Genomic DNA, 25809 nt, shown 5'->3' on the forward strand with positions numbered 1-25809 from the left:
CGCGCCCCGAGGAGTCATACATGAAGCTGGTGGTCGCCATCATCAAGCCGTTCAAGCTGGACGACGTCCGCGAGGCCCTCGCCGACGTGGGCGTCCAGGGCGTGACGGTGACGGAAGTGAAGGGTTTCGGCCGGCAGAAGGGCCACACCGAACTCTATCGGGGCGCGGAATACGTGGTCGACTTCCTGCCCAAGATCAAGCTCGAGGTCGCCGTGGCGGACGACCAGATCGAGCGCGTGGTCGAAGCGATCCAGCAGGCCGCGCGGACGGGCAAGATCGGCGACGGAAAGATCTTCGTCAGCCAACTGGATCAGGTGGTCCGTATCCGCACCGGTGAACTGGACAACGACGCCCTCTGACCGAGGGCGTCGCGGATGAAGTGAGGTGTCAGGCTGCCTGCCACTGCCGCTTGTGACGACGGTGATGAATCAGCACACCGGCGTAATAGGCCAGGTAGTAACCCACGGTCAGGCCCACCACGAGCATCGTCAGCGGGCTGTTGCCCGGGGCCGGTCCCTGCACCGCCGTGCCTGCCCCACCGACGAACGCCGGCGCCAGCACCAGGAAACGCCACGCCAGCCGCCCCAGCAGCAGGGCCGATAACGCGCCCCCGACCCAGGGATTGGGAATGTAGAAGTCGGTACCGTCGGTGCCTTGCTCGAACCGGGTCAGGCGCAAGCCCACCAGGAGCGCCAGAGAGGCACCGATCGCGGCCCCGCCCAGCGCGCCCTCGGCCAGCCGGATGTCCTGCAGGCCGGAGAGCATCATGAGGCCCACGATGACGGCGAACATGACCACCCGGACGGTCATCCGCTTCGTGCGGATCGGCTGCCTGCCGAAGCTCCCACGGACTCGGCGATAGATGGCGAAGGCCATCAGCGGGGCGACGATGAACGAAATGGCGGATGGAGCCAGCATGGCATGGGCCTCGGTTGGTCGGTGTGAGGCTAGATTAGCGAGTCGCCATTTTGGTTCGAGGGGCGGTTGTGACCCATCGGGGGTGACGGATGTCACCCTCCCCATCACGGGCCCGGGTCGGCTTCTTACTTGGCCTTGCCCTGATTCGCCACGGCGGCCATCTTGGCCTCGATCTCCGCCTGGTCGCCCAGGTAGTAGTGCTTCACGGGCTTCAGGGCCGCATCGAATTCGTAGACCAGCGGGATACCGTTGGGGATGTTCAACTCGGCGATATCCTCGTCCGAAATCCCGTCGAAGTACTTCACCAGCGCACGCATGGAATTACCGTGCGCGGCCATCAGCACGTTGCCACCCGCGCGGATGGCCGGCGCCAGTACTTCGTGCCAATAAGGCAGCACGCGGGCCACGGTGTCCTTCAGGCATTCCGTCAACGGGACATCGATGCCCTCGTAGCGGCCGTCGTCGGCGAAGGATGTCGCGCCCGGCTCCAGCGGCGGCGGCGGGGTGTCGTAGCTGCGGCGCCAGATATGCACTTGCTCGTTGCCGTACTTGGCGGCGGTCTCTGCCTTGTTGAGGCCGGTCAGGGCGCCGTAATGGCGTTCGTTGAGCCGCCAGTCGGTCACGACCGGGATCCACATCAGGTTCATCTCGTCCTGTACGTGCCAGAGCGTCCGCACGGCGCGCTTCAGGTACGAGGTGTGCGCCACGTCGAACGTGAATCCGGCGTCCTTGAGCAGGCGCCCAGCCTCCCGGGCCTCGGCGATGCCCTGCTCGCTGAGGTCGACGTCGGCCCAGCCGCTGAAGCGGTTCTCGAGGTTCCAGGCCGACTGGCCGTGGCGGATCATGACGAGCTTGTACATGGCGTTCAACGTGTGAAGGGAAAAATCCGATGTTGGAACCTGCACAGGAACCCGTCAACTTCGGGCGGCACCCACCACGCCACCCGTGCCGTCAGTCACGCTAAACCTTCCCCGGTTCAGGAGCATCCTAGGGGTCCAGTCCCGTGGAGTCCCACACATGCGCCGCACCCTTCTTTCCCTGCTCATCGCCCTTTCCGTTTCCGGCGCGGCCCTGGCCGACGACGACATCAGCAAGGTCAACGGCAGCGCCACGGTCGAGGCCGGGCAGCACGCCGGGGACGTCCATTCGGTCAATGGTTCGGTTCGCATCGGCGACCGCGCCGTCGTACAGAAAGCCAGCACCGTCAATGGGGCCGTCGAGCTCGGCGAATCCGCCACGGCGACCGTCCTGAAGACGGTCAATGGCGCCGTCACCCTGCACGAGAAGGCGAAGGTCAGCGACGAGGTGGAGACCGTCAACGGCCGGGTGCGGCTCGATCGCGGTGCCGACATCAAGGGTCACCTGTCGAACGTCAACGGCGAGATCTCGTTGGACCAGGCACACGTGGGCGGCGGCATCGAAACGGTCAATGCCGATGTCACGATAGGCGAAGGCTCCCAGGTCGAAGGCGGCCTCCTCGTGAAGAAGCCCTCGATGAGCTGGTTCAACAACAACGACCGCAAGCCGAAGATCGTGATCGGCCCGCATGCCGTCGTGCAGGGCTCGCTCACCTTCGAGCGCGACGTCGACCTCTACGTCAGCGATTCCGCGACGGTCGGCAAGATCGAAGGTGCGACCGCGAAGAAGTTCTCGGGCAGCGCACCGTAAGCAGCGTCAGATCCAGTCGCGCGGCTTCAGGTATTCCTGCAGCCGCGCCTCGGGACTGCCCGCCTCCGGCGCATAGGCGTACTCGAAGCGCACGCGTGGCGGCAGGCTCATAAGGATCGATTCCGTGCGGCCACCCGACTGCAACCCGAACAACGTGCCGCGATCGTAGACGAGGTTGAATTCCACGTAGCGGCCGCGGCGGTACAGCTGGAACTCGCGTTCGCGTTCGCCCCAGGACATCTCGCGGCGGCGCTCCACGATCGGCAGGTACGCATCCAGGAACCCTTCGCCGATGTCGCGGGTGAAGTCCATGCAGCGATCGAAGCCGCCCTCGTTCAGGTCGTCGTAGAACAGGCCACCCACGCCGCGCGTCTCGCCCCTGTGCTTGAGGTAGAAATATTCGTCGCACCAGCGCTTGTAGCGCGCATATACATCGTCGCCATAGGGCTCACAGAGGCTTTTCGCCACGCCGTGCCAGTGGCGCACGTCCTCGTCGAACGGATAGAACGGCGTGAGGTCGAACCCGCCACCGAACCACCAGACCGGCTCCGCGCCTTCCCTGGATGCCTCGAAGTACCGCACGTTGGCGTGGGTGGTGGGGATATAGGGATTGCGCGGGTGCAGGACCAGCGACACGCCGGTGGCGATGAAGCTGCCCCCGACGAGGTCCGGCCGATGCGCCGTGGCACTGGGCGGCAGCGGCGAGCCGGACACCCGCGAGAAATTCACGCCCGCTTGTTCGAAGACGCCACCTTCGCGCAGCACGCGCGTGCGCCCACCACCACCGGCGGGACGCGTCCACGCGTCCTCCTCGAAGCGTGCCTTGCCATCGACCGCTTCGATGGCGGCACAGATGCGGTCCTGCAACCCGCGCAGGAACGATTCGGCAAGGTCGGCTTGTCCGGACATGGGAAGGCGTGGCCTCTGAGGGGTGGGATAGACGGAGCTTAGCAAGACGTGGCGACGAGGCCGCTGCGGCACGCCGCCGCGTGGAGCGGACGGATCAGGTGATGCGCCCTGCCATGCGCCGGTTACCGGTCAGCGCCGCCCAGCGCATGCCGGTGTCGATCCACATCAGGTAACCCGCCTCCAGGAAGAGCCTCGTCACATAGCGCCGGGTCAGCGGCAAGCGTTCTTCCGCGGCGAGTGGCGTGGCGTCGAAGCCCAGGCGGCGGGCGAGGTAGAGGCAACGGGCGAGGTGATAGCGGCTGGTGACGAGACAAACCCGTGGCAGGGGAACATCGTCGCTCTCACGCAACAGCACCCGCGCGTGCCGCAGGTTCTCGAGGGAGTCGATCGACACTTGTTCCAGCAGCATCGGCACGGTCGGCGGCCAGCCTTCGGCCGACAACCAGCGCTGCCCGGCTTCCGCCTCGCTCACCGTTCCGCCGCTGAAGCCACCGAGCAGGAGCACGCGTTCCGCCGTCCCTTCCAGCGCGTGTTGCCGGACGCGGGCGAGGCGTCCGATGAAATCGCCCTCGAGACGGTCATGGACGAGCCGGCGGCCGAAGACGAGCATGATCCGGCGTTCCGTCACCCGCGAAGGACTACGGCCGGCAAGCCAGCAGACACGGACGAAATGCGCCACATAGAGCAGGCCGAGGCTGGCCGCGAAGAGGATCGCGGTCACCAGCGCCGCGACCAGGATGTCGCGGTCGCTCAGGTACCGCCAGACACCGCGGCGCAGGATTTTGGGTGCTTGGATACCGGACATGGGGACGGTCCCGGGGAGACGCGCAGTCTGCGTATTCCGGGCACGGCGTGCAATCGCCTGAACGCCTGTCCGCGTTCACGCGACGCTATCGATCAAAAAGGATAGGCTCGTCGCATGCCCCATCCCATGCCTCCGCTCGCGATCCGTGCGTACACCGCCACCTCCGCCCTAGGCCGCGGCCTCCAGGCCCACGCCGACGCCCTCGCCGCCTCACGCGGCGGCCTTTCGCCCAACGACTTCAGCGTCGCTCCGCTCGACTGCTGGATAGGCCGCGTCGGCGGTGTCGAGGACGAACCATTGCCAGCCGGACTGTCCCAGTGGGATTGCCGGAACAACCGGCTGGCCTGGCTGGCGCTGCGCCAGGATGGCTTCGCCGATGCGGTGCGCGCCACGCGCGAACGTTACGGCGCGGGACGCGTCGCGGTGCTGCTGGGCACGTCGACCGCGAGTATCGGGGCGACCGAGGAAGGCTACCGGCGGCTCGACCACGGGCGCATGCCGGCGGACCTGCATCGGCCGGTACTGCACACACCCCATTCGCTCGCCGGTTTCGTCGCCGCCGCGTTCGATCTCGACGGGCCCTGCCTCACCGTCGCCACCGCCTGCTCGTCGAGCGCGAAGGTGTTCGCCAACGCGGAGCGGATGATCCGGCTAGGCCTGGTCGATGCCGCCATCGTGGGCGGCACCGACAGCCTGTGCGATAGCGTGCTATTCGGGTTCAACTCGCTGGAGCTGGTGTCGCCCGACCCGTGCCGTCCGTTCGATGCGCGGCGCAGCGGCATCTCGATCGGCGAGGCCGCCGGCTTCGCCATCGTGGAACGGGTGACGGAACCGGCCGATGCGCCGCTCCTGATCGGCTATGGCGAAGCCAGCGACGCGCACCACATGTCCACGCCGCATCCGGAAGGCCTCGGCGCCGGACTGGCGTTACGCGACACGCTGGCCCGCGCCGGCATCGAGCCCGGCGATGTCGACTACATCAACCTGCACGGCACGGCCAGCCAGAAGAACGACGAGGTCGAGGCCGCCCTCGTGGCGCGCACCTTCCCCGCCAGCACGCGGGCCAGCTCCACCAAGGGTTTCACCGGCCACACGCTGGGCGCCGCCGGTATCCTCGAGGCGGTGCTCACCTTGCTGGCGATGCGCGACGGGCGCGTCCCCGGCAGCCTCGGCGCGAACGAGCCCGACCCGCTGTGCGGACCGCAGATGGCGTGGCAAACCGAGACTCGGGACATCCGCATCGCGCTGAGCAACTCCTTCGGCTTCGGCGGGAACAACGCCTGCCTCGCCTTCGCCCGCGCGGGACACGCCGCATGAGCGCGGCGTTGTCCGTATGGGTGAAGGGCATCGGCCTGTGGGCGCCGGGCGCGGTGGACTGGCACGCGTTCCGCGAGATCGTCACCGGTGCCGCCACGCCGGCCGCCAACGAGCGGCCGCGCGCCGAGGTCCTGCCACCGAACGAGCGTCGCCGCGCGCCGGAAAGCGTGTTGCTGGCGGTGGCGGTGGCCGGGCAAGCGGTAACGATGAGTGGCCTCGACGCAGCCACCCTGCCCTGTGTTTTCGCCTCGGCGCACGGTGACCAGGTGATCACCGACTACATGTGCGAAACGCTGGCGCGGGCGCCCATGGAACTGTCGCCCACGCGGTTCCACAACTCCGTGCATAACGCGCCCGCTGGCTACTGGACCATCGCCACCCATTGCCACGCCAGTTCCAGTGCCGTTTCCGGCGGCGAAGACGCCTTCGGCGCAGGCCTGCTCGAGGCGGCCACCCTGGCCGTGGCCGACGAGCGTGACGTGCTGCTGGCCAGCTACGACATCGCGGGCACCGGTCCGCTGGGTGGCATGACCAGCACCACCGGGCCGTTCGCCGTGGCCCTGGTCTTGTCGCCACGGGCGGATGGTGCCGCTGTGCGCCTCTACATCACGCCGGAGCCCGGCAACAGCGCAAGCGAAGCCCTTGGCGACGCATGGCTCGACGGCATCGCGTCCAGCAACCCGTCGGCACGCGCCATACCTCTCATGCGCGCGCTCGCGGTGACCCGTTCCACGGCCCTGCGCCTGCCGGCGGCGCAGGGCCTCGATCTCCATATCGATGTGGAGGTCGCCCCGTGAGCGCCGCCGCTCCGCGCTACTGCATCCTGATTCCCTGCCTCAACGAGGAACGCGCCATCGGCCGCGTCGTCGGCGAAGCGCTCGAGCTCGGCCTCCCCGTGATCGTCGTCGACGACGGCTCCGACGACCGCACACCAGACATTGTGAGCGCCCTGCCGGTGACCCTGCTCCGCCACGAAACGCGTCGCGGCAAGGGGGAGGCGCTACGCACCGGCTTCCGCGAGGCCCTTCGTCACGGCTACGACGCGGTGGTCACCATGGACGGCGACGGCCAGCACCTCGCCTCCGACATTCCGGCCATGCTCGCCGCGAGCCACCGCTATCCCGGAAGCATCGTGATCGGAGCACGCCTGCTGCAACGCGAACAACAACCACCCGGCCGTCGCCGTGCCAACGCGGTGGCCGATTGGGGCATCTCCTGGGCGTGTGGGCGGGCCATCGCGGACACGCAGAGCGGACAGCGCTTGTACCCAAGGGAAACGCTGGACCTCGTGGATCTGCCGGCGGAACATTTCGTCTTCGAGGCCGCCGTGCTCATCACCGCCTGCCGGGAGCGCGGGGTGGGCGTGGTGTCGGTGCCCATCGCTTCACGCTACCAGGGCGAGTTCCGGCTGAGCCATTTCAGCCCGGTGCGCGACGTGAGCCGGATCACCTTCTATACGCTCGGCCGCATCATCCACTACGGCGAGGCCGTCGCCAGTTACCGCCGATCGCGTGCCAGACCGACGATCGTCGACGAACGCGAGACACGGCATACGGAACACTGATCCTCCAACGCGCACGAGGTCGAATCGATGGATCGCAAGCCGCACGACGCCGTCATCATGGGAGGAGGCCTCGCGGGGTTGACCCTGGCCATGCAGCTGAAGGGTGCGTACCCCGACATGGACATCGTCGTGCTCGACCGGCAGGTCCGTCCGCTGCCGGAAGCGGCGCACAAGGTGGGTGAGTCGACCGTCGAGATCGCAGCGCATTACTTCACCGATACCCTGGGGCTGCGCAGCCACTTCGAGGAGGCGCACATCCGTAAGTTCGGGTTCCGTTTCTTCTTCTCGGAGGGACGGGACGATCTCGCCGACGTGACCGAGCTGGGTGTCAGCGCGGTGCTGCCGACCCCCAGCTACCAGATCGACCGCGGCATCCTCGAGAACTTCCTTGGCGAGGAAGCCGTCCGCCGCGGCATCGATCTGCGCGAAGGCGCCACGGTGCGGGGCTTCGACATCGGCAAGGACGGATTGGCGCACACCGTGCGCTTCGAGACGTCCCAGGGCAGCGAAAGCATGGGGGCACGCTGGCTGCTCGATGCATCCGGCCGCGCCGGCCTCATGCGCCGCAAGCTCGACCTGACCCGGGACAACGGACATCACGCCAACGCGGTGTGGTTCCGGATCGACGACAGGCTGGAGATCGACGGCTGGTGCGACGACACGGCATGGAAAGGACGCTGCGAGCCGCCGGAGCGCTGGCGATCCACCAATCATCTATGCGGGCCAGGCTATTGGGTGTGGCTGATCCCGTTATCGTCGGGCGCCCATTCCGTCGGCATCGTGGCGGATGCGTCCATGCACCCGCTGGAAACGATGAAGACCTTCGACCTGGCGCTGGAGTGGCTGCGGAAGCACCAGCCCGTCGTCGCCCGGCAGGTGGCCAGCCGGCGGGACAAGTTGCTCGACTTCGCGTTCTTCCGGCATTTTTCGTATGGCTGCGCGCGGATGTTCTCTTCCGACCGCTGGGGCCTCACGGGCGAAGCCGGCGCGTTCCTCGATCCGTTCTACTCCCCCGGCAGCGATTTCATCGCCATCGCAAACACGTACATCACGCTGCTGGTCGGCCTGGACCGGGAAGGCGAGAAACTCAACGCGCATGCGCGCCACTACGAGCGGCTTTTCTTCTCCTTCTACGAAGGAACGCTGCGGATGTATCGGGGACAGTACAACCTGTTCGGCGATCCGGAAGTCCTGCCGATCAAGGTCATCTGGGACTACGCCTATTACTGGGGCGTGCTTTGCCAGATCGTTTTCCAGGAACGCCTGGGCGACGGGGAATTCATCACCCGCATGGGGCCCGAACTCATGGCATCGGCGGATCTCAACACGGAGATGCAGGCGTTCTTCCAGCGCTGGCACAGCGTGTCGGAAGGCCGCAACCGCAAGGTCATGATGGACCAGCGCGACCTCACCTGGTTCGCGACGATGAATGCGACGTTGCACGACACGCTCGACGACGAGGCGCTCGCTTATCGGCTACGCGAGAACGTCCGCATGATGCGCTCCCTGGCTGCCAGCATCGTCGAGCGCGCCGCGGCGGATCACCCCTCACTGCAAGAAGGTAACGAGCACCTGCTCGCGCAGGACGCGCGCATGGCCCTCTTCGCGCGCGTCGCCTGAGACCGCCCTGTCGCGATCCGTGAGACGGGCGCCGCGCAGACTCTCCTGGCCGGCCCGGAGGGAAGCGGTCAGGCTCCTCATCAGTCCCCTTTCAAGCAGCCCCTCCGGGCCGGCCGTCATCCCGCCGGGTGAATGACCGCGGCACGGCCGGAGGCGATCTCGCGCCCTTCGTGCTCGATGCGGAAAGCGTACTGCGCGCCGCCTTCGTCCGCGATCAGGCATTCGGCATGCACGTCGAGCGCGCCTTCCAGCCTGTCGATATGCTCCACGCCCAGCTTCACGCCGCGCAGGCTCACCAGCATGCCGGGCCGGGGTTCGGTCGCACCACCTTCGCGCGCCAGCAAGGCGCCGTGGACGGCCATCGCCTGTGCGCCGTATTCGGCCAGGTGCACCGCATGCAGCCCACCCTCGCCACGCAGCGGATGCGACACCGATACATGATTCGTGCTGGTCGCGTGGATCGACGAAGCATCCCACGCCACCACGGCGTCGAGCAGGCACATGTCGCCCGCATGGGGCACCAGGTCAATGAAGTCGGTCTTGGCGAGCATGGGGTGCCATCAGGATGGAGAGGCAAAAGTGGAAGGCGACGCCGAGCGACACGGTGAGGCCGATGGCACGCAACACGGGGATCGACGACCACGCGAGCATGCCGAACACGAGCAAGGCGGAGATCACGCACACCACGGTCGCATGCAAGGTGCGCCGTTGCTCGGCGGGGTCGCCCGTGTCGCGCTCGAAGAACAGCGCGTAGTGCAGGCCAAGGCCGGCGGCGAGGATCAGGGCCACGAGGTGGAACAGCGATATCGGAATGCCCGCCATGCGTTCCACGGCCAGCACAAGGAAGGTCGCCAGCGTCATGGGCGCCAGCACGTGCCACGCGCGGCGCACGCTGCGCAGTGCCAGCGTGATGGTGACCAGCAACAGCAGCGTCGCCGCGAGCAACGCGTGCAGGATCCGCGTGCGGTATTCCGCCACCAGCGATTCGGACGCGTCCTTGAGATCGAGCAGGCGCGCATTCGCGCCCGCCGATGCCACGGCTGAGGCGACGGCCGCCGCGTCGTGCACGCCGCTCAACGCGGACAGGCCCACCCAATGGTCGCCGCGCGGCACCAGCATCGCCGCGAGCCGTTGCCCGAGGGGTGAGCGGGCGAACGCCTCCGGCGTGAGCAAGGGCGCGCCGCGGGCCGTCTCCACGTCGTCCACGAACGGCGCGAAGAGATCCTTGCGAAATGGCATGCCGTCCAGCGCACCGTCGAGCGCCGCGTCCAGCGTCGCCCTGTCCGGCAACTTCGCCTGGCGTGCACGCTGCGTCGCCAGGTCGGGCAGGTAGATCGACGGCAATTCGAATCCGTCGAGCGTCTTCGCCGCCACCTGCTCGCGCAACCGTGGCTCCAGCTTCGCCGATGCTGCCAGGACACCATCAGCCGTCGGGGCTTGTACGACCAGCAGATAGCGCACATCGGGCGCGCCCAGTTCGCCACGCAGTCGCGCGTCGGTCATCAGCAGGTCGCGCGGCAGCGGGGTCAGGGCCGACAGGTCGTTCTGCCAGAAGGGCCCCGGAGCGAACACGAGCATCGCCACCGCGGCCGCCGCCACCGGAACCGGCAACCATCGCGGGCGCGGCAAACCGTCGAGCCAGCCACGGAAGCGGGCCAGCCCCGGCGTATCGGCCACGTCGCGTGCGCGCTCGGGCAACAGGTAGGGAAGCGCATAACGGGTGGTGAATCCCGCGGCCAGCAAACCGGTGATGGTGAACACGGCGAGTTGCTTCAGGCCGCCCACGCCGGAAGCGTAGAACGCGAGGTAAGCGATGCATGCCGACGCGATCGCTGTCAGCAGGAGCGGCCACAGGCCCTTCACGCTCGCCACGGCCGACTCACCCGCACGGCGGTGGCTGAGCAGGCGAATGGGGTATTCCTGCGCCACGCCGAGCAGGGTGAACCCGAAAGCCAGCGTGATCCCGTGCACTTCGGTGAAGCACACGGTCATCACGGCGATGCCGGCGAGCGCACCGGTCGCCACGGGCAAGGCGCCGAAGACGAGGCTGCTCACGCTGCGGTAAGCGGCGAGCATCAGCACGATGAAGCCGATGGTGGAGATCCGGCCGATCCAGTCGGCCTGGTCACGCGTCTGCGCATTCACCACCACCGTGAAATAACCGGGACCGCTGATCGCCAGATGGGAAGCGGCGCTGCCCGGCAATGCCGCGAACGCGGCGCGCAAGTGGCCGATCGCTTCATCCTGCGCACCGGGATCGAAGCCTGCGCCGCGCGTTTGCGCCAGCATCAGCGCTTCCCCGCGCGAGGAAAACCACACGCCTTCGCGCACGTCGGGCGAACGTACCGGCGTCCAGCGCTCGGCGAGTTTCAGGGTCTCCAGCGTGGGGTCGCGAGGCAACAGACCCTTGAGCAGGGTCGCCGCGGGCGATCCCAGATCGTCCAGGCGTTGTTGCAGCTGGTCGGCGAGGTAGTCCTCGTCCAGCGCCTGCGTGTCCAGCGTGGGCGACAGCAGGAACCGGTAGGGCAGCAGACGGGTGTCCAGCATGCCGAGATCGAAATCGCCGTTGACCACCTGGGTGAAGGCGGGATCCTTGCGCAACGCGGCGGCGAGTCCGCGGCTCAGGGCGGCCTTGCCGGCGTCATCGCCGCCATCGATCGCGACGAGGAGCAGGCGCGAACCCGGACCCTCGCCCACCTGGTCCATCAATAGTTTCTGGTCCGGAGTCGTCGGCGCCGGCATGAAGCTGCGCAGATCCGTCCCGACCTTCAGCTGCGTGGCGACGACAGCGCCAAGGAGGCCGAGCGCGGCGAGCCAGGCGACGAGTATGCCGAGGCGAGCGCCCTTCACATCGCGCCGCCGCACTGCGCGATGAGGCCTTCGCGGGTCGGTTCGGCCGGCATCTTCGTGGCGAGGTCGCCGAGCAGGTCGATGGACGTGTCGCCATCGCTTTCGTCCATGCGCATGCAGCGGGGCGTGTTGCCGCTACCGTACACGTGGATACCCGCGATCTGCTTCGCGATGCGTGGATCGCGCGGCGTGAGGGTCAATTGCCAGCGATCGGCATCACGCCCCAGGCTGACTTCGAAGGATTCGCCGAGCCGTGAGGGATCGCCGGCGAGCAGCGCGACGAAACTGTCGAGCAACACCTTCAGCTGCGGCGCGCGCTTCAGCGAAAAGCTTCGCGGTTTCTTGCCCTCCCGTTCCTGGGTGACTTCCCCGTCGGCGATCGTGGAGGTTTCCTTCGTCGGCTTGTCGACACGGCGCTCGAGCCGGTCGCCTCCGAGCCACGCCAGCTCACCCGAGACCACCAGCGGCTTGTCGAGCACTCGCATGAAGCGAGCCTCGGCGAAAGCGGTGCGTGCGGGTGCGGGCCGGTTGAGGCTGGTGATGAGTGCCTTGGCGGCGTCCGCGTCAGGCGTCGGAGTGGCGACGCAAGGCAGCGGCAGCAGCAGGCTCGTCAGCAGGACCAGTTTCTTGCCAGAAGTCATAGAAATTGAACCAGTTGAAGGGATACAGGCGCGCGTAGTGCTCCACGCGCGCCGCGTAGCGGGCCACGACACTTTCGAGGGCAGCCGCGCGTCGCGCCCGCGGAATGTCGATGCCGTCCGAGAATGCCTCGAAGATCAGGCGATAGCGATTGCCACCGAGATAGATGCCCATGCACAGCACCACGGGAATCTTCAGCGCCGACGCGAGCAGCCACGGTCCGGCCGGGAACGGCGCAGGCGTGCCCAGGAAGGGAACGCGGCAAGTGGCCTCGCCCTGATGGCCACGGTCCGCGAGCAGGGCGACCATGCCACCCTGCGCGGCGCCTTCGGCCATCGCCAGCGCGACGGATGCGCCGCCGCGCGAAGCGTCGATCACCGCGGCGCCCACGTCCGGCGCGAGCGCCTCGAGCATGGCGGTGAGCGCCGGTGTCTTCTGCTTGTCGAGCACGACGCGCAAAGGTACGTCCGGCCGGCGGGCGCCGAGCGCGCGCAACGCCTCGAAACTGCCCTGGTGCGAACCGATCAGCAGCACGCCACGGCCGGCGTCGATGCAACGGTCGAGTTCGGCCAGGCCCTCCACATCGACGACGAAATCGCGTTCGCCGTGGGCGAGGAAGAACATGCGGTCCAACAGGGTCGCGGCGAACATGTGGATGTGGCGGAAGACGTCGTAGCCCGAGACCGGACGATCCAGCACGCGCGTCAGGTACGCACGCGAGGCGGCGCGTTCATCGGCGCGGCGCAGGAAGAAGTACAGGGTGATCGGGTAGAGCAGCAAACGGGCGACACCGCGGCCGAGCTTCAGCGCGATCGTGCGGATCAGCCAGATGGCGAACAGGCCACCGCCTTCGCGTTGCTTCCAGTGACTCATGCCGCTCCCTCGATCGTGCCGCGCGCGAGGGTCTCGGTGGCGCGGCGGATCGTGAAACGGAAACGGGCACCGTCGATCGCGGCGAGTTCGATCTCGGCGTCCTCTTCAGGCAGGAGCGGTGCGAGGAACTTGGCATCGATCACCTGGCGCACCGCCAGTCCCCGCCATTCCCGCAGCGCCGAAGCCACCGCCTCGAGCAGCAGTACGCCTGCCACGATCGGGCGCCCCGGGAAGTGACCGGCAAAACTGGGATGTGCCGCGTCGAAACGCAGCGGGCGCACGCAGGGTGCGATGTCGGTCGGATCGGTCATCGGTATCTCCGGAGCACGATCGGGGCCATGCCGGCGAGAGCGGCTCGCACCTGGTCGTCCAGGGCGAAGCAAAGCACGCCCCGGGCAAGTGCGACCTGAACGACGGTCAGGCCGCGGCGCGGTGCTGCTCGATGTGCTCGGACAGCGTGCGCAGGCTCGTGAAGATCGTCCGGTTGTCCGGATTGTCGGATTTCAGCTGGAACCCGTAGCGCTTGGACACGGCCAGGGCGATTTCCAGCGCATCGATGGAATCCAGGCCCAGGTCGCCGCCGAACAGGGGTGCCTCGGGATCGATGTCAGCGGGTTTCACCGTTTCGAGATTGAGGCTGGTGACGATGAGTTCGGCGAGTTCGTGCTGTGCTGCGGTCTGCGTTGCCATTGGTGTTTCCAGGTCCTGGATGTTCCTGCCTCCCCCCGGATGGCAGCGACCGCGAAGCTTAACACAGGGGTCTTTGGCGTCGCTTAGGGACGTGTTCAGCCTGATGGACGCGCGTTCACGCTCCGGGCCGGCGTGGGGGCGATATCATGCGCCCAACGCGCAGGACGGAAGACTCGATGCTCCCAGGAAGTGAAATGCGTGAGCGGTCGCCGCTCACGGCCCCTCCCTCGCCACGGGTGGGCTACCGGCCCCCGGCCGGGGCCTTGTCACCCTCCACCCTGGCGGCCTTCGGCTTCGGCGGCGCGGCTCCCGCTCATGATGATCCCCGCTGGCTGCGCGTCGCGCTGGAACCATTGGGTGATGCCCCCGCCGAAGTGTGGGACGTGGACGGCGAAGTGAGCTTCGGCCGCGAGGGCGACCTGCGCTGGTCGCGTGGCGGCGGCTGGCTGTACGCCGCGGTGGAGTGCCACGAGGATGCCCACGGCGGGCCCGAAGGCGCAGCGCGGTACGCGTATGGGTTGCTGTCGCGCTTCGTGGCCACGGCCGACGAGCGGCACGTCCAGCGCATATGGAACTACCTTGGCGCGATCAACGCGGGTACGGGTGACGAGGAGCGGTACAAGCACTTCTGCACCGGACGGATCGGTGGCATGGGTGAGATCTTCGCCCAGGGATTTCCCGCTGCCACGGCGATCGGGCATCACGCCGATCCGGGGCTGCTGCAGGTCTACCTCCTCTCGACGGACCGCCCCGGCACACGCGTGGAAAACCCGCGCCAGGTGAGCGCATGGCGTTACCCGCGCCAGTACGGGCGTACTCCGCCGAGCTTCGCGCGCGCCACGCTTTTGCCCGCCAAGGACGTGCTGGCGATATCCGGCACCGCGGCGGTGGTCGGTCACACCTCGGCGCATGCGGGCGACATCGACGCGCAGCTGGCGGAAACGCTGCGCAACCTGGAGACGTTGCTGGATACCGGCGGCATGCCGCGTGGATTCGGTCCGCACGCGCCGCTGAAGGTTTACGTGCGGCGTCCCGAGGATGAGGAGACCGTGCGCGATTTCGCCGCGGCGCACTTCGCGGACGCTCCCTTGTTGCTCGTGCACGGTGATGTCTGCCGCGCGGAGTTGCTGGTGGAGATCGACGGCTGGCGCTACCGCGCCTGAATCGCCGACAGGGTCGGCTCCCACCAGACATTCGGGCTTCACGAGGAGCCGTGTTGGGTGGGAGCCGACCCTGTCGGCGATGCTCTATCCCTTCTTCGTAGGCCGGTGCCAGCCCTCGATCGTGCCCTGGCGGGCACGCGACAGGGTCAGCGCATCCGGCGGGGTGTCCTTCGTGATGACGGATCCCGCGCCGATGGTCGATCCCGCATGCAGCGTGACCGGTGCCACCAGGGCGCTGTTCGAACCGACGAAGACGTTGTCCTCGATCGTGGTGCGGCTCTTGTTCACGCCATCGTAGTTGCAGGTGATGGTGCCCGCACCGATGTTCACCTTGCTGCCGATGACGGTATCGCCGAGATAACTGAGGTGGTTCGCCTTGGATCCTTCGGCGATCCGCGCGTTCTTCGTCTCGACGAAATTTCCGATATGCACGCCCGCGGAGAGATCCGTGCCCGGGCGCAGCCGCGCGAAGGGACCGATCGTGCAGGGCCCATGCGTCACCACCCCATCGAGGTCGCAGTGCGCGAGTACCACGGTGCCGGTGGCGAGCTTCGCGTTGCGCACTCGGGTGAAGGGACCGATACGCACATTGTCGCCGAGTTCCACGTCGCCCTCGAAGATGACGTTGACGTCCACCTCGACATCCCGTCCGACGATGACCTTGCCACGCACGTCCAGTCGTGACGGATCGACGAGACGGGCGCCCGCCATTGCCAGCGCCCGTGCGCTCCGCTCGCGGTAAAAAGCTTCGAGGCCGGCCAACTGCCAGGGATCGTTGGCGCCGGAAGCCTCGACCGCGTCGCAATCCACGCAGGCGGCGGGGTTGTTCTCAGCGGCGGCCATCTCGAAGATATCGGTGAGATAGAACTCGCCCTGCGCGTTGTCGTTGCCAAGGCGCTGCGTCCACGCGAGCAGGCGCGACGCGTCGGCGGCGACGATGCCCGTATTGACCAGATCGATCGCACGCTGCGCCGCGCTCGCATCCTTTTCCTCGACGATATGGCGAACCCTTCCGGTGGCGTCGAGCACGACTCGCCCGTAACCCCGGGGGTCGGCGAGGCGGGTCGCCAGCATGGCGAGACCGTCGTCGGCGGCCACGAGGGCCTGCAGTGTTTCCGCGCGGATGAGCGGCACGTCCCCGTACAGGACGAGTACACGGCCCTCCAGCTTGCCTGCCGCCTGCATGGCTTCGAGCGCGGTACGCACGGCGTGGCCCGTTCCAAGGCGTTCGCGCTGCTCGATCCACGCCAGCGACGCGTCGTCCACGAAAGCGTCGCGCACCTGTTGCCCGTGATGGCCATGCACGACGTGGATGCCCGCGGGGTCCAGCGTCCGGGCGGTGTCGATCACGTGCGCTAGCAAGGGTCGCCCGGCAAGCGGCATGAGCACCTTTGCGGTCGCGGACTTCATCCGCTTGCCCTCGCCCGCGGCGAGGATCAGGACATGGAGTGGCTTGACGGTCATGGGCACGCTTGCCTGCCTGTAAGGGAGGGCCGCACTTTCGCGCGTTTACGCCGCCGTGCCAAGTCGGCTAGTCGTCCTTCGGCCGCTCAGTCAGGTGCTCGAGGTTCGGCTTGTACGCCTCGACGAAGGCATTTCGCAGGATGCCGAGGATCGCTTCGCCCGCGGAAACGTTCTTGTCGTCGATGGTGCCCGAGATCGGGACGCGCGTCGCGAACTGGTCCTTGGAGTGGTTCTTGAAGATCTTCGTCACCCCCTCGGCGACCACCTCATAGGCGAGCTTCAGGGGATTCTTCTTTTCCTGTTCGACGTCCTGCTTCCAGCTGAAGATCTGCAAGCCGTGGAACAAGGGCTTGGCATACCCGCTGAGGCGGCGATCCCTGGCCTGCAATTCCATGAAGAAATCGCCCTCGCCTCCCGCGAAATCGAGTCCGGAGTAAGCACGGGCCAGATCGTTCGCCTTCACCAGCTTGATGTCGCGGATGCTCAACTCATAGCGGAAGTCGCCCAACCGCTCCAGCGGGTCGAACTCCGCCCGCGTTTCAAGGGGCGCGTCGCCGAGTACTTTCGCGGTGGCATGCAGGTGCGCCACGCGCGATCCTCCCTCGCGCTGCACGTTCGTGAGGTTGGTCGCCGTGCCATTGACGTCGGTCATCTTCAGGTCCACTTTCGGACTCGAGACGAAATTGCGGAAGGTGATCGTGCCGTTGAACACGTTCACCTCGTCGAGCTGCGTCGGCACCAGGGCGCGCAATTGCGCCCGCCAATCCACGCCCTTGCCCGTCTGGGTGTCGCCCTCGCCGCGGCCATCGACGAAGTTCACGACGGGCTCGTGGAAATCGATCTTTCCACGAATATGTCCTTTCGCGATCGCCCGCCAGCTGAGGGAGATATCCGCCCGCGCGGTATCGAACAACGGCACCGGCACCTTGCCGTCCACCTTGGTGACCGTGAGCCTGTCGATGGAGTAGGCGCCCCGCCAGAGGTGGATGTCGATGTCGGAGATATGCCCCGAATACGCTCCCATGCGGGAGAGGCGGCCGTTGAGATAGTCGAGCACCACGTACGGCAGGGCCAGCCGCGCCGCGATGAGCACGACGGCGGTGACACCGATGATCCAGAGGCTGCGACGGTAATGGATGCGCATGATGCGACTAAAGTGACGTAGTCATCGAGTGTTGCGCCGCCCTAGTCATTTTCGGATGAAGACTACCGGTTCCGGTGGAAACTGCGGGCCCTGGTAGGGGACTACTGGCTCCCACCAAAAGCACCACGCCAACTCGGCTCCCACCAGAGCGGGCTCCCACCAAATGGGAGCCCAATAACGAAAAAGCCCCTCCTGGGAGGGGCTTCCTTGATCGGTATTCGCCGGTCAGTGCTTGAGCGTCTTGCGCATGCGTTCGAGTGCCTGGAGCTGGGCCAGTGCCTCCGCCAGCTTGGCCTGGGCTTCGGCGACGTCCATTTGCGGGCCGCGGTTGGCCAGTGCGGCCTCCGCCTCTTCCTTTGCCTTCAGGGCGGCCGCCTCGTCGAGGTCGGCCGCGCGGGCCGCCGTGTCGGCGAGGATGGTCACGACCTGCGGCTGCACCTCGAGGATGCCACCGGAGACGTAGAACTGCTGGCGCTCACCGTTGGCGGCCACCACGTCCACGTGACCGGGCTTCAGGCGAGTGATCAGCGGGGCATGACGCGGCGCGATGCCCAGCTCGCCAAGCTCACCGGTGGCGACCACGAGCGTGGCTTCGCCGGAGTAGATCTCGGCTTCGGCGCTGACGATGTCGACGCGGATGGTATGGGTCATGGGCTGGTCTTCCGTTGGTCGAGGATGGGGAAAGAGGGCTTATGCAGCCTTCTTCGCACCCATCTCCTCGCCCTTCTTGATGGCTTCGTCGATGCCGCCGACCATGTAGAAGGCCTGTTCCGGCAGGTAGTCCAGCTCGCCGTCGAGGATCATCTTGAAGCCGCGGATGGTTTCCTTCAGCGCCACGTACTTGCCCGGCGAACCGGTGAACACTTCGGCCACGTGGAACGGCTGCGAGAAGAAGCGCTCGATCTTACGGGCGCGCGACACGGCTTCCTTGTCTTCCTGCGACAGCTCGTCCATGCCGAGGATGGCGATGATGTCCTTCAGTTCCTTGTAGCGCTGCAGCGTCATCTGCACGCGGCGCGCGGTGTCGTAGTGCTCCTGGCCGATGACGGCCGGGTCCAGCTGACGGCTGGAGGAATCGAGCGGATCCACCGCCGGATAGATACCCAGCGAGGCGATGTTACGGCTCAGCGTCACGGTCGCGTCCAGATGCGCGAAGGTGGTCGCCGGCGACGGATCGGTCAGGTCGTCCGCGGGAACGTAGACGGCCTGGATCGAGGTGATCGAACCGGTCTTGGTCGAGGTGATGCGCTCCTGCAGGACGCCCATTTCCTCGGCCAGCGTCGGCTGGTAACCCACGGCCGACGGCATGCGGCCGAGCAGCGCGGACACTTCGGTACCGGCCAGCGTGTAACGGTAGATGTTGTCGACGAAGAGCAGGACGTCCTTGCCCTTGCCGGTCTCGTCCTTCTCGTCACGGAAGAACTCGGCCATGGTCAGGCCGGTCAGGGCGACGCGCAGGCGGTTGCCCGGCGGCTCGTTCATCTGGCCGTACACCATCGCGACCTTGTCGAGAACGTTGGAATCCTTCATCTCGTGATAGAAGTCGTTACCTTCACGCGTACGCTCACCCACGCCGGCGAACACGGACAGACCCGAGTGCGCCTTCGCGATGTTGTTGATGAGCTCCATCATGTTGACGGTCTTGCCCACGCCGGCGCCGCCGAACAGGCCGACCTTGCCGCCCTTGGCGAACGGGCACATCAGGTCGATAACCTTGATGCCGGTTTCCAGCAGTTCGCTGGCGGCTGCCTGTTCGTCGTACGACGGGGCTTCGCGGTGGATGACCCACTTTTCCTGCTCGCCGATCGGACCGGCTTCGTCGATCGGATTGCCGAGCACGTCCATGATGCGGCCGAGCGTGGCCTTGCCGACCGGCACCTTGATGCCTTCGCCGGTGTTGCGGGCGATGAGGTTGCGGCGCAGGCCGTCGGTGGAACCGAGCGCGATGGTGCGCACGATGCCGTCACCGAGCTGCTGCTGCACTTCGAGGGTGATCTCGGTGCCGTCGATCTTCAGTGCGTCGTAGACCTGCGGTACCTGGTCGCGCGGGAATTCGACGTCGACGACCGCGCCGATGATCTGAACAACTTTACCCTGGCTCATGGAATGCTCCGGATGAATCTTCTTTAGGTTCTGTAGCGGCGCCGCTTTCGCGTCGCCATGGCTTGTTCGGTCAGACCGCGGCGGCGCCGCCGACGATTTCCGAGATTTCCTGGGTGATCGCGGCTTGGCGCGCCTTGTTGTAGACGAGCGTCAGTTCACCGATGACCTTGCTGGCGTTGTCCGACGCGGCCTTCATGGCGACCATGCGCGCGGCGTGTTCGCTGGCGAGGTTCTCCAGCGCCGCCTGGTACACCACCGACTCGATGTAGCGCGTCATCAGGTGCTCGAGCACCGTGCGTGCGTCCGGTTCGTAGATGTAATCCCAGTCGTGCGTCTGCTCGACCTTCACGCCCTCGGACGTCTTGCCTTCCGCGTTCTCCAGCTCCGTGGCCACCAGCGACAGCGGCAGCAGGGCGTCGATGCTCGGCTTCTGCACGATAGTGTTCACGAAGTCGTTGTAGACCAGGAAAACGCGGTCGAGCTTGTTGTCGGAATAGGCATCGAGGACGACCTTGATCACGCCGATCAGGTCCTCGAGCTTGGGCTTCTCGCCAAGGTGCGTGGCCGAGCCGATCAGGTTCACGCCCTTGATGCGACGGAAGAACTGGACGGCCTTCTGGCCGATGGCGACGACGTCGACCTCGGCGCCCTTGCCCTGCCACTCGCGGATCGAGGTCAGCGTGCGGCGGAACAGGTTGGAGTTGAGGCCACCGGCGAGGCCGCGATCGGTCGACACCACGATGAAGCCCACCCGCGCGACGTTCTCGCGTTCGGTGAGGAACGGATGGGTGAAATCGGTGCTGGCCTGCGCGACATGCGCGATGACCTTGCGCATCAGACGCGCATACGGGCGCGAGGCCTTCATCAGGTCCTGCGCCTTGCGGATCTTCGACGCCGAGACCATCTGCAGCGCGCCGGTCACCTTGCGCATGTTCTGCGTGCTTTTGATCTTGGTTTTGATTTCGCGGCCGCTAGCCATGGCTTACTCGTCTTTGAAAGGTGTCGCCAGCTCGCGGGGCCGGCCTTCCGGCCTGCGCCCCGCGCGTTTCGCTCTTACCAGCTACCGGTCTTCTTGAACTCGTCGGCGGCGGCCTTGAAGGTCGCCTCGATGTCCTTGTCCCAATCGCCGGTCTGGTCGATCTTCTTCATCAGGTCGCCGTGGTTCTGGCGCATGAAGGCGTGCAGGCCCTTCTCGAACGCCAGCACCTTGTTGACCGGCAGGTCGTCGAGGTAGCCCTTCTCGGCCGCGTAGACCGACACGCCGAGTTCGGCGATCGAGAGCGGCGAGTACTGCGGCTGCTTCATCAGTTCGGTGACGCGCTGGCCACGGTCGAGCTGCGCGCGCGTGGCGGCATCCAGGTCGGAGGCGAACTGCGCGAACGCGGCCAGCTCACGGTACTGGGCGAGTGCCAGCTTCACGCCACCGGACAGCTTCTTGATGATCTTGGTCTGGGCGGCACCACCGACGCGCGACACCGAGATACCGGCGTTCACAGGCGGACGGATACCGGCGTTGAACAGATCGGTCTCGAGGAAGATCTGGCCGTCGGTGATCGAGATGACGTTGGTCGGAACGAACGCGGACACGTCGCCGGCCTGGGTCTCGATGATCGGCAGCGCGGTGAGCGAACCGGTCTTGCCCTTCACTTCGCCGTTGGTCATCTTCTCGACGTACTCGGCGCTGACGCGCGAGGCGCGCTCGAGCAGACGCGAGTGGAGATAGAACACGTCGCCCGGATAGGCTTCGCGGCCCGGCGGACGCTTCAGCAGCAGCGAGATCTGGCGGTAGGCCACGGCCTGCTTGGAGAGGTCGTCGTACACGATGAGCGCGTCTTCACCGCGGTCGCGGAAGTACTCACCCATGGCGCAGCCGGAATACGGCGCGACGTACTGCAGGGCGGCGGCTTCCGAAGCCGAGGCGACGACGACGATCGTGTTGGCGAGCGCGCCGTTCTCTTCCAGCTTGCGCACGACGTTGGCGATCGAGCTGCGCTTCTGGCCGATGGCGACGTAGATGCACTTAATGCCGGAGTTCTTCTGGTTGATGATCGCGTCGATCGCGACGGCGGTCTTGCCCGTCTGACGGTCGCCGATGATCAGCTCGCGCTGGCCGCGGCCGATCGGGATCATCGAGTCGATGGACTTGTAGCCCGTCTGCATAGGCTGGTCGACCGACTGGCGCCAGATGACGCCCGGGGCGACCTTCTCGACGGGGCTGGTGCCCACGGCGTCGATCGGACCCTTGCCGTCGATCGGGTTGCCCAGCGCGTCGACGACGCGGCCGAGCAGGCCCGGGCCGACCGGCACTTCGAGGATGCGGCCGGTGGTCTTGGCGGCATCGCCTTCGCGCAGGGTGCTGGTATTCACCGAGCACCACGGCGCCGACCGAGTCGCGCTCGAGGTTCAGCGCCAGGGCGAACGTGTCGTTCGGCAGTTCGATCATTTCGCCCTGCATCACGTCGGCCAGGCCGTGGATGCGCACGATGCCGTCGGACACGCTGATGATCGTGCCTTCGTTGCGTGCCTCGGCGCCGAGCTTGAACTGCTCGATGCGGGTCTTGATCAGCTCGCTGATCTCGGACGGATTCAGAGTGGTGCTGGACATGGTCGGTTCCTTGGGTCGCGCCGCTCTCACGGCACCCGGTGGTATGAGAAGCTCGTATCAGTGCGTCAGCGCGCTGGCCAGCCGTTGCAGGCGGCCTCGCGCCGAACCGTCGATGACCTGCTCGCCCGTGTCGATGACGACACCGCCGAGCAACGCCGGATCGACGTGCGTATCCAGTTCGATCTCGCGCTTGAAGCGGCGCTTCAGCGAGGCGCGCAGCTGTTCGGCCTGCGCCGTGTCGAGATCCAGTGCGCTCGTGACCTTGACCTTCAGGGTCGACTCCGACTCACGCTTGTAGTCGTCGTAGAGCGCGGCGATTTCCGGCAACAGCACCATGCGGCCGTTCTCCGCCAGTTCCGCGAGGAACTGGCCGAACGGCGCATCGGCCGCCACGCCGGGGGGCAGGTGCAGCGCGACCAGCTGGGCCGGCAGCACGCGCGGATCGTTACCGAGGCCGGCGACACGCGGATCCACCGCGACGGCGGCCGCGAAGTTCAGCGCCGCCAGCCATTCGGCGAGCGAACCCGACGCATGCGCCACTTCGAAAGCGGCGCGTGCGTAGGGACGAGCGAGGGTGAGCGCCTGGGCCATGATCAGATCTCGGCAGCGAGCTGGTCGAGCAGGACCTTGTGGGTCGCCGGATCGATCTCGCGCTGGACGATCTTTTCGGCGCCACGGACGGCGAGCGCGCCAACCTGCTCGCGCAGCTGCTCACGCGCACGCTGGGCCATCGACGCGATCTCGTCCTGGGCCTGGGCCTTAAGGCGATTGATCTCGTCGGTGGCTTCGGCGCGGGCCTTCTCGAGGATCTGGTTGCCCTGCTGCTGGGCCTTGTCGATGATCTCGGTAGCCTGCAGGCGGGCCTGCTTGATTTCGACGGCAACCTTGGCGTCGGCATCCTTGAGCTCGGCGCGCGCGCGCTCCGCGGCGGCCAGACCCTCGGCCACCTTCTTCTGGCGTTCTTCGATGGCACCGTTGAGCTGGGGCCAGATGAACTTGGTGGTGAACCAGACCAGGATCGCAAAAGAGATCATCTGGCCCAGGAAGGTCATGTTGATTTCCATGATCTCTCCAAAGACTCCGAACGCTGGGGTACTGACGGTCGCCGTGACCCCAGGGGATCACGGCGACAAGACGAACGGCTGCTTAGCCGCCGACCGCGGCGCGCACGACACCGACCAGCGGGTTCGAGAACGCGAAGAGCAGGGCAACGGCCAGGCCGATGATGAACGCAGCGTCGATCAGGCCGGCGAGCAGGAACATACGGCCCTGGAGCAGCGGAACCAGTTCCGGCTGACGAGCGGCCGACTCGAGGAACTTCGAGCCCATGATGGCGATACCGAGGCAGGCGCCGAGCGCGCCGAGGCCGATGATCACGCCGATGGCGATGGCGGTCATGCCCTGGACGTGGGCGAGAAGCGAGGCGAGTTCCATGGTGTTCTCCTGGGATATACGAATAGCGAAAGGGTGGAAACGAAACGGTTCGAAATGGAAGTTCTAACGTCGGTGCGGTGAGTTAGTGGTGTTCCCGCGCCGTGGCGATGTAGACGATCGTGAGCATCATGAAGATGAACGCCTGCAGGGCGATGATCAGGATGTGGAAGATCGCCCACGCCGTGTTGAACACGACGCCAGGCACGAAGCTGATCCAGCTCACCATCAGACCGGCAATCAGCATGAACACCAATTCGCCGCCGTACATGTTGCCGAACAGTCGCATCGCGAGCGACACCGGCTTGGACAGGGTTTCGACGACGTTGAGAAGGAAGTTCGGGATCACCAGCACGAGCTTGGCGATCGGGTTCTCGGCATGGAACGGGGCCGTGAGCAGCTCCTTGCCGAAGCCGAAGCCGCCCTTGGCCTTGATGCCGTGGCCGATCACGATGAACAGCACGGCGACCGAGAGGCCCACGGTGGTGTTGATGTCCGCGGTGGGCACCATGCGGAAGTACGTGTGGTGGGCGACTTCATCACCCGCGAATACATGTACCAGCCAGCCGGCGAGATCGACCGGCAGCAGGTCCATCGCGTTCATGAGGAACACCCACATGAAGATCGACAGCGCCAGCGGCGTCACCGTGCGGCGGTCGCCATGGAAGGTGTCTTTCACCTGCGTGTCGACGAACTCGATCGCCAGTTCGACCAGTGCCTGGCCCTTCGACGGCACGCCCGACGTGGCCTTGCGCGCGAACAGCCAGAACCACAGGCAGAACGCCGCGCCGAGGACGAACGAAATGATGATCGAGTCCGCACGAAGGTTCCAGAACCAGAAATGATCGGCGCTGAAATTCACCGTCATGTGGTTCAGATGGTGCTGGATGTATTCGGTCAGACCGCCTTGCGGTTCGCTCGCCATGCCTCAACCCTTGAATCTGAATGCAAATACGTTGACCGCGTAGCCGGCCACCAGTCCCACCAACGCGGGCAAGGGTGGCAGCTTCCACTGAACCAGGATGAGCGCCAGTCCACCAATGAGGACGATCCAGCGAAGGATCATTCCCACGAGGAACCTCATGAACGTCGCTCCCGCTCCACCCAGCGCGCTGAACGCTCGCGCGGCAAGCAGCGCGGTTGCGATGGCGACGACCAGGGCACCCCCGAAGGCGGCCAGCGCGGCTGGACGACCCTGCAGGGAAAAAGCGAGTCCCGCTATGACGGCCACCACCAGCTGCGCGATGACGATGCGCATGGCGAGGTGACGACCGGCTGCAAGACTGTTGAGCAACGCGAGGCTCCCGTGGTTTCGCTCGAAGGCGGCACCAGATGGTTCAACGGGCCACGGTTTAATCTGGAAAAGTATACCAGTGCCGTAAACGACGGGACAAGCGACGAAAGGCCATAACCACCCGCCGGCGCGACCATCCGTCGCGTCGTTGGCGAGGAGACGCGGTCGGTCAGGCCCTCGCGGGTACGCCTGCCAATGCGCCGGGCGACGATGGCGTCCACGTCGCCGGCGCGGCCTGCCCGGCGAAGCGGGCAAGATCGGCGTAAGCGTTTACATGGGACATCGCGGCAACCGCTGGGGAACGGGGAGTGTCGGAGTGTAGACCCGCCCCGGACGGGGCGGCAACCACGAATTGTTGCGCAGGCAGGTTTCGGCCGGGAGCCTTTGCTCAGGCGGCGTATTCGGCGCCGGAAGTACAGGTCTCGTGCACCACGACCTTCGCCAGGCCCGGCACGTCCGTGCGCAGGCGCTCGAAGATCCAGCGCGCCAGGTTTTCGCTGGTCGGATTCTCGAGGCCCTCGACGTCATTGAGGTAGTGATGGTCGAGGCGATCGTAGAGCGGCTGGAAACGCGCCTTGAGGTCGCCGAAATCCATCACCCAGCCCAGCACCGGATCCGTCGGACCCTCGACATGCAGTTCGATGCGGAATGAATGGCCGTGCAGGCGCGAACACTTGTGCCCTTCGGGCACATTCGGCAAGCGATGGGCCGCTTCGATGTTGAACGTCTTGAATATGTGCATGGGGACGGCG

General features: G+C 66.4%; 28 protein-coding genes and 1 pseudogene. 7 read left to right on the top strand and 22 right to left on the bottom strand.

The genetic code is table 11. From position 1 onward, the window contains the following. Positions 1-20 precede the first annotated feature (20 nt). Positions 21-359, top strand: coding sequence for a P-II family nitrogen regulator (gene glnK / locus QFZ41_RS08655; RefSeq protein WP_306848181.1), 339 nt, complete (start codon positions 21-23; stop codon positions 357-359). 28 nt (positions 360-387) lie between these two features. On the opposite strand, the gene QFZ41_RS08660 is transcribed toward glnK, so the two are convergent. Continuing rightward, positions 388-918 carry a DUF1453 domain-containing protein gene (locus tag QFZ41_RS08660; protein ID WP_429198390.1) on the bottom strand — a complete coding sequence of 177 codons (531 nt, stop codon included), beginning with the start codon at positions 916-918 and terminating at the stop codon, positions 388-390. Positions 919-1043: 125 nt separating this feature from the next. Then, the gene (gpmA, locus tag QFZ41_RS08665; protein WP_429198391.1) at positions 1044-1778 is read right to left on the bottom strand and encodes a 2,3-diphosphoglycerate-dependent phosphoglycerate mutase; all 735 of its coding nucleotides are present in this window, start codon (positions 1776-1778) and stop codon (positions 1044-1046) included. Between the two features lie 157 nt (positions 1779-1935). On the opposite strand from gpmA, the gene QFZ41_RS08670 reads away from it, so the two are divergent. After that, positions 1936-2586: a hypothetical protein gene (locus tag QFZ41_RS08670; RefSeq protein ID WP_429198392.1), complete on the top strand. Its 651-nt coding sequence runs from the start codon at positions 1936-1938 to the stop codon at positions 2584-2586. Positions 2587-2592: 6 nt separating this feature from the next. On the opposite strand, the gene hemF is transcribed toward QFZ41_RS08670, so the two are convergent. Both hemF and QFZ41_RS08680 read right to left on the bottom strand, forming a co-directional pair. After that, on the bottom strand, positions 2593-3495 hold the full coding sequence (gene hemF / locus QFZ41_RS08675) for an oxygen-dependent coproporphyrinogen oxidase (RefSeq protein ID WP_429198393.1): 903 nt from the start codon (positions 3493-3495) through the stop codon (positions 2593-2595). A gap of 94 nt (positions 3496-3589) precedes the next feature. After that, the gene (locus QFZ41_RS08680; RefSeq protein WP_429198394.1) at positions 3590-4300 is read right to left on the bottom strand and encodes a YdcF family protein; all 711 of its coding nucleotides are present in this window, start codon (positions 4298-4300) and stop codon (positions 3590-3592) included. A gap of 114 nt (positions 4301-4414) precedes the next feature. Between QFZ41_RS08680 and QFZ41_RS08685 the strand changes: the two genes are divergently transcribed. From QFZ41_RS08685 to QFZ41_RS08700, 4 genes are read left to right on the top strand one after another with little or no spacing between them, the layout of a single operon-like run. Continuing rightward, positions 4415-5617, top strand: coding sequence for a beta-ketoacyl-[acyl-carrier-protein] synthase family protein (locus tag QFZ41_RS08685; protein WP_429198395.1), 1203 nt, complete (start codon positions 4415-4417; stop codon positions 5615-5617). Further along, positions 5614-6414, top strand: coding sequence for a beta-ketoacyl synthase chain length factor (locus QFZ41_RS08690; RefSeq protein ID WP_429198396.1), 801 nt, complete (start codon positions 5614-5616; stop codon positions 6412-6414). Before QFZ41_RS08685 ends, QFZ41_RS08690 begins: the two co-directional genes overlap by 4 nt. Continuing rightward, entirely contained in the window at positions 6411-7181 is a 771-nt protein-coding gene (locus QFZ41_RS08695; protein ID WP_429198397.1) for a glycosyltransferase family 2 protein, read from the top strand. Before QFZ41_RS08690 ends, QFZ41_RS08695 begins: the two co-directional genes overlap by 4 nt. Positions 7182-7208: 27 nt before the next feature. After that, positions 7209-8801, top strand: a complete 1593-nt coding sequence (locus QFZ41_RS08700) for an NAD(P)/FAD-dependent oxidoreductase (protein ID WP_429198398.1) — start codon at positions 7209-7211, stop codon at positions 8799-8801. 116 nt (positions 8802-8917) lie between these two features. Here QFZ41_RS08700 and QFZ41_RS08705 read toward each other — a convergent pair whose 3' ends face one another. The 6 genes from QFZ41_RS08705 to QFZ41_RS08730 all read right to left on the bottom strand — a co-directional run bounded on the left by QFZ41_RS08705 (position 8918) and on the right by QFZ41_RS08730 (position 13853). Then, positions 8918-9352 carry a phosphotransferase gene (locus QFZ41_RS08705; protein WP_429198399.1) on the bottom strand — a complete coding sequence of 145 codons (435 nt, stop codon included), beginning with the start codon at positions 9350-9352 and terminating at the stop codon, positions 8918-8920. Next, on the bottom strand, positions 9327-11651 hold the full coding sequence (locus QFZ41_RS08710; RefSeq protein ID WP_429198400.1) for an MMPL family transporter: 2325 nt from the start codon (positions 11649-11651) through the stop codon (positions 9327-9329). Before QFZ41_RS08710 ends, QFZ41_RS08705 begins: the two co-directional genes overlap by 26 nt. Further along, positions 11648-12292, bottom strand: coding sequence for a LolA-related protein (locus tag QFZ41_RS08715; RefSeq protein ID WP_429198401.1), 645 nt, complete (start codon positions 12290-12292; stop codon positions 11648-11650). Before QFZ41_RS08715 ends, QFZ41_RS08710 begins: the two co-directional genes overlap by 4 nt. Beyond that, entirely contained in the window at positions 12216-13163 is a 948-nt protein-coding gene (locus tag QFZ41_RS08720; RefSeq protein WP_429198402.1) for an acyltransferase, read from the bottom strand. Before QFZ41_RS08720 ends, QFZ41_RS08715 begins: the two co-directional genes overlap by 77 nt. Next, the gene (locus QFZ41_RS08725) at positions 13160-13474 is read right to left on the bottom strand and encodes a hydroxymyristoyl-ACP dehydratase (RefSeq protein WP_429198403.1); all 315 of its coding nucleotides are present in this window, start codon (positions 13472-13474) and stop codon (positions 13160-13162) included. Before QFZ41_RS08725 ends, QFZ41_RS08720 begins: the two co-directional genes overlap by 4 nt. Before the next feature lie 106 nt (positions 13475-13580). Next, positions 13581-13853, bottom strand: a complete 273-nt coding sequence (locus QFZ41_RS08730; protein ID WP_429198404.1) for a phosphopantetheine-binding protein — start codon at positions 13851-13853, stop codon at positions 13581-13583. 194 nt (positions 13854-14047) lie between these two features. Here QFZ41_RS08730 and QFZ41_RS08735 point away from each other — a divergent pair, with 194 nt between their 5' ends. Continuing rightward, on the top strand, positions 14048-15016 hold the full coding sequence (locus tag QFZ41_RS08735) for a pteridine-dependent deoxygenase (RefSeq protein ID WP_429198405.1): 969 nt from the start codon (positions 14048-14050) through the stop codon (positions 15014-15016). An 84-nt stretch (positions 15017-15100) separates the two neighbouring features. Here the strand turns inward: QFZ41_RS08735 and glmU are convergent, their stop codons facing one another. From glmU to queD, 12 genes and pseudogenes are all read right to left on the bottom strand, one after another. Next, positions 15101-16480 (bottom strand): bifunctional UDP-N-acetylglucosamine diphosphorylase/glucosamine-1-phosphate N-acetyltransferase GlmU, encoded by a 1380-nt coding sequence (gene glmU / locus QFZ41_RS08740; RefSeq protein WP_429198406.1) that lies wholly within the window; start codon positions 16478-16480, stop codon positions 15101-15103. Between the two features lie 67 nt (positions 16481-16547). Continuing rightward, a complete protein-coding gene (locus QFZ41_RS08745) occupies positions 16548-17624 on the bottom strand; it encodes a DUF748 domain-containing protein (RefSeq protein WP_429198407.1) in 1077 nt (358 codons plus the stop codon). Between the two features lie 225 nt (positions 17625-17849). After that, positions 17850-18275, bottom strand: coding sequence for a F0F1 ATP synthase subunit epsilon (locus QFZ41_RS08750; protein ID WP_306848216.1), 426 nt, complete (start codon positions 18273-18275; stop codon positions 17850-17852). A gap of 39 nt (positions 18276-18314) precedes the next feature. Further along, a complete protein-coding gene (atpD, locus tag QFZ41_RS08755; protein WP_371023646.1) occupies positions 18315-19727 on the bottom strand; it encodes a F0F1 ATP synthase subunit beta in 1413 nt (470 codons plus the stop codon). Positions 19728-19797: 70 nt separating this feature from the next. Then, positions 19798-20706 (bottom strand): F0F1 ATP synthase subunit gamma, encoded by a 909-nt coding sequence (gene atpG, locus QFZ41_RS08760; RefSeq protein ID WP_306848220.1) that lies wholly within the window; start codon positions 20704-20706, stop codon positions 19798-19800. Positions 20707-20780: 74 nt separating this feature from the next. Further along, positions 20781-22332 (bottom strand): annotated as a pseudogene (gene atpA, locus QFZ41_RS08765) (F0F1 ATP synthase subunit alpha). A gap of 57 nt (positions 22333-22389) precedes the next feature. Continuing rightward, complete coding sequence (locus tag QFZ41_RS08770) at positions 22390-22923, bottom strand: F0F1 ATP synthase subunit delta (protein ID WP_429198408.1); 534 nt, start codon at positions 22921-22923, stop codon at positions 22390-22392. 2 nt (positions 22924-22925) lie between these two features. Then, positions 22926-23396: a F0F1 ATP synthase subunit B gene (locus QFZ41_RS08775; RefSeq protein ID WP_429198409.1), complete on the bottom strand. Its 471-nt coding sequence runs from the start codon at positions 23394-23396 to the stop codon at positions 22926-22928. Positions 23397-23478: 82 nt separating this feature from the next. Then, entirely contained in the window at positions 23479-23766 is a 288-nt protein-coding gene (gene atpE, locus QFZ41_RS08780; protein ID WP_139978979.1) for a F0F1 ATP synthase subunit C, read from the bottom strand. Between the two features lie 82 nt (positions 23767-23848). After that, positions 23849-24688 (bottom strand): F0F1 ATP synthase subunit A, encoded by an 840-nt coding sequence (gene atpB / locus QFZ41_RS08785; protein WP_429198410.1) that lies wholly within the window; start codon positions 24686-24688, stop codon positions 23849-23851. A 3-nt stretch (positions 24689-24691) separates the two neighbouring features. Further along, positions 24692-25057, bottom strand: coding sequence for an ATP synthase subunit I (locus QFZ41_RS08790; protein WP_306848233.1), 366 nt, complete (start codon positions 25055-25057; stop codon positions 24692-24694). Positions 25058-25445: 388 nt separating this feature from the next. Next, complete coding sequence (gene queD / locus QFZ41_RS08795; RefSeq protein WP_429198411.1) at positions 25446-25799, bottom strand: 6-carboxytetrahydropterin synthase QueD; 354 nt, start codon at positions 25797-25799, stop codon at positions 25446-25448. Positions 25800-25809: the final 10 nt, after the last annotated feature.

This window comes from Luteibacter sp. W1I16 (genome assembly GCF_050434905.1).
GTDB lineage: Bacteria > Pseudomonadota > Gammaproteobacteria > Xanthomonadales > Rhodanobacteraceae > Luteibacter.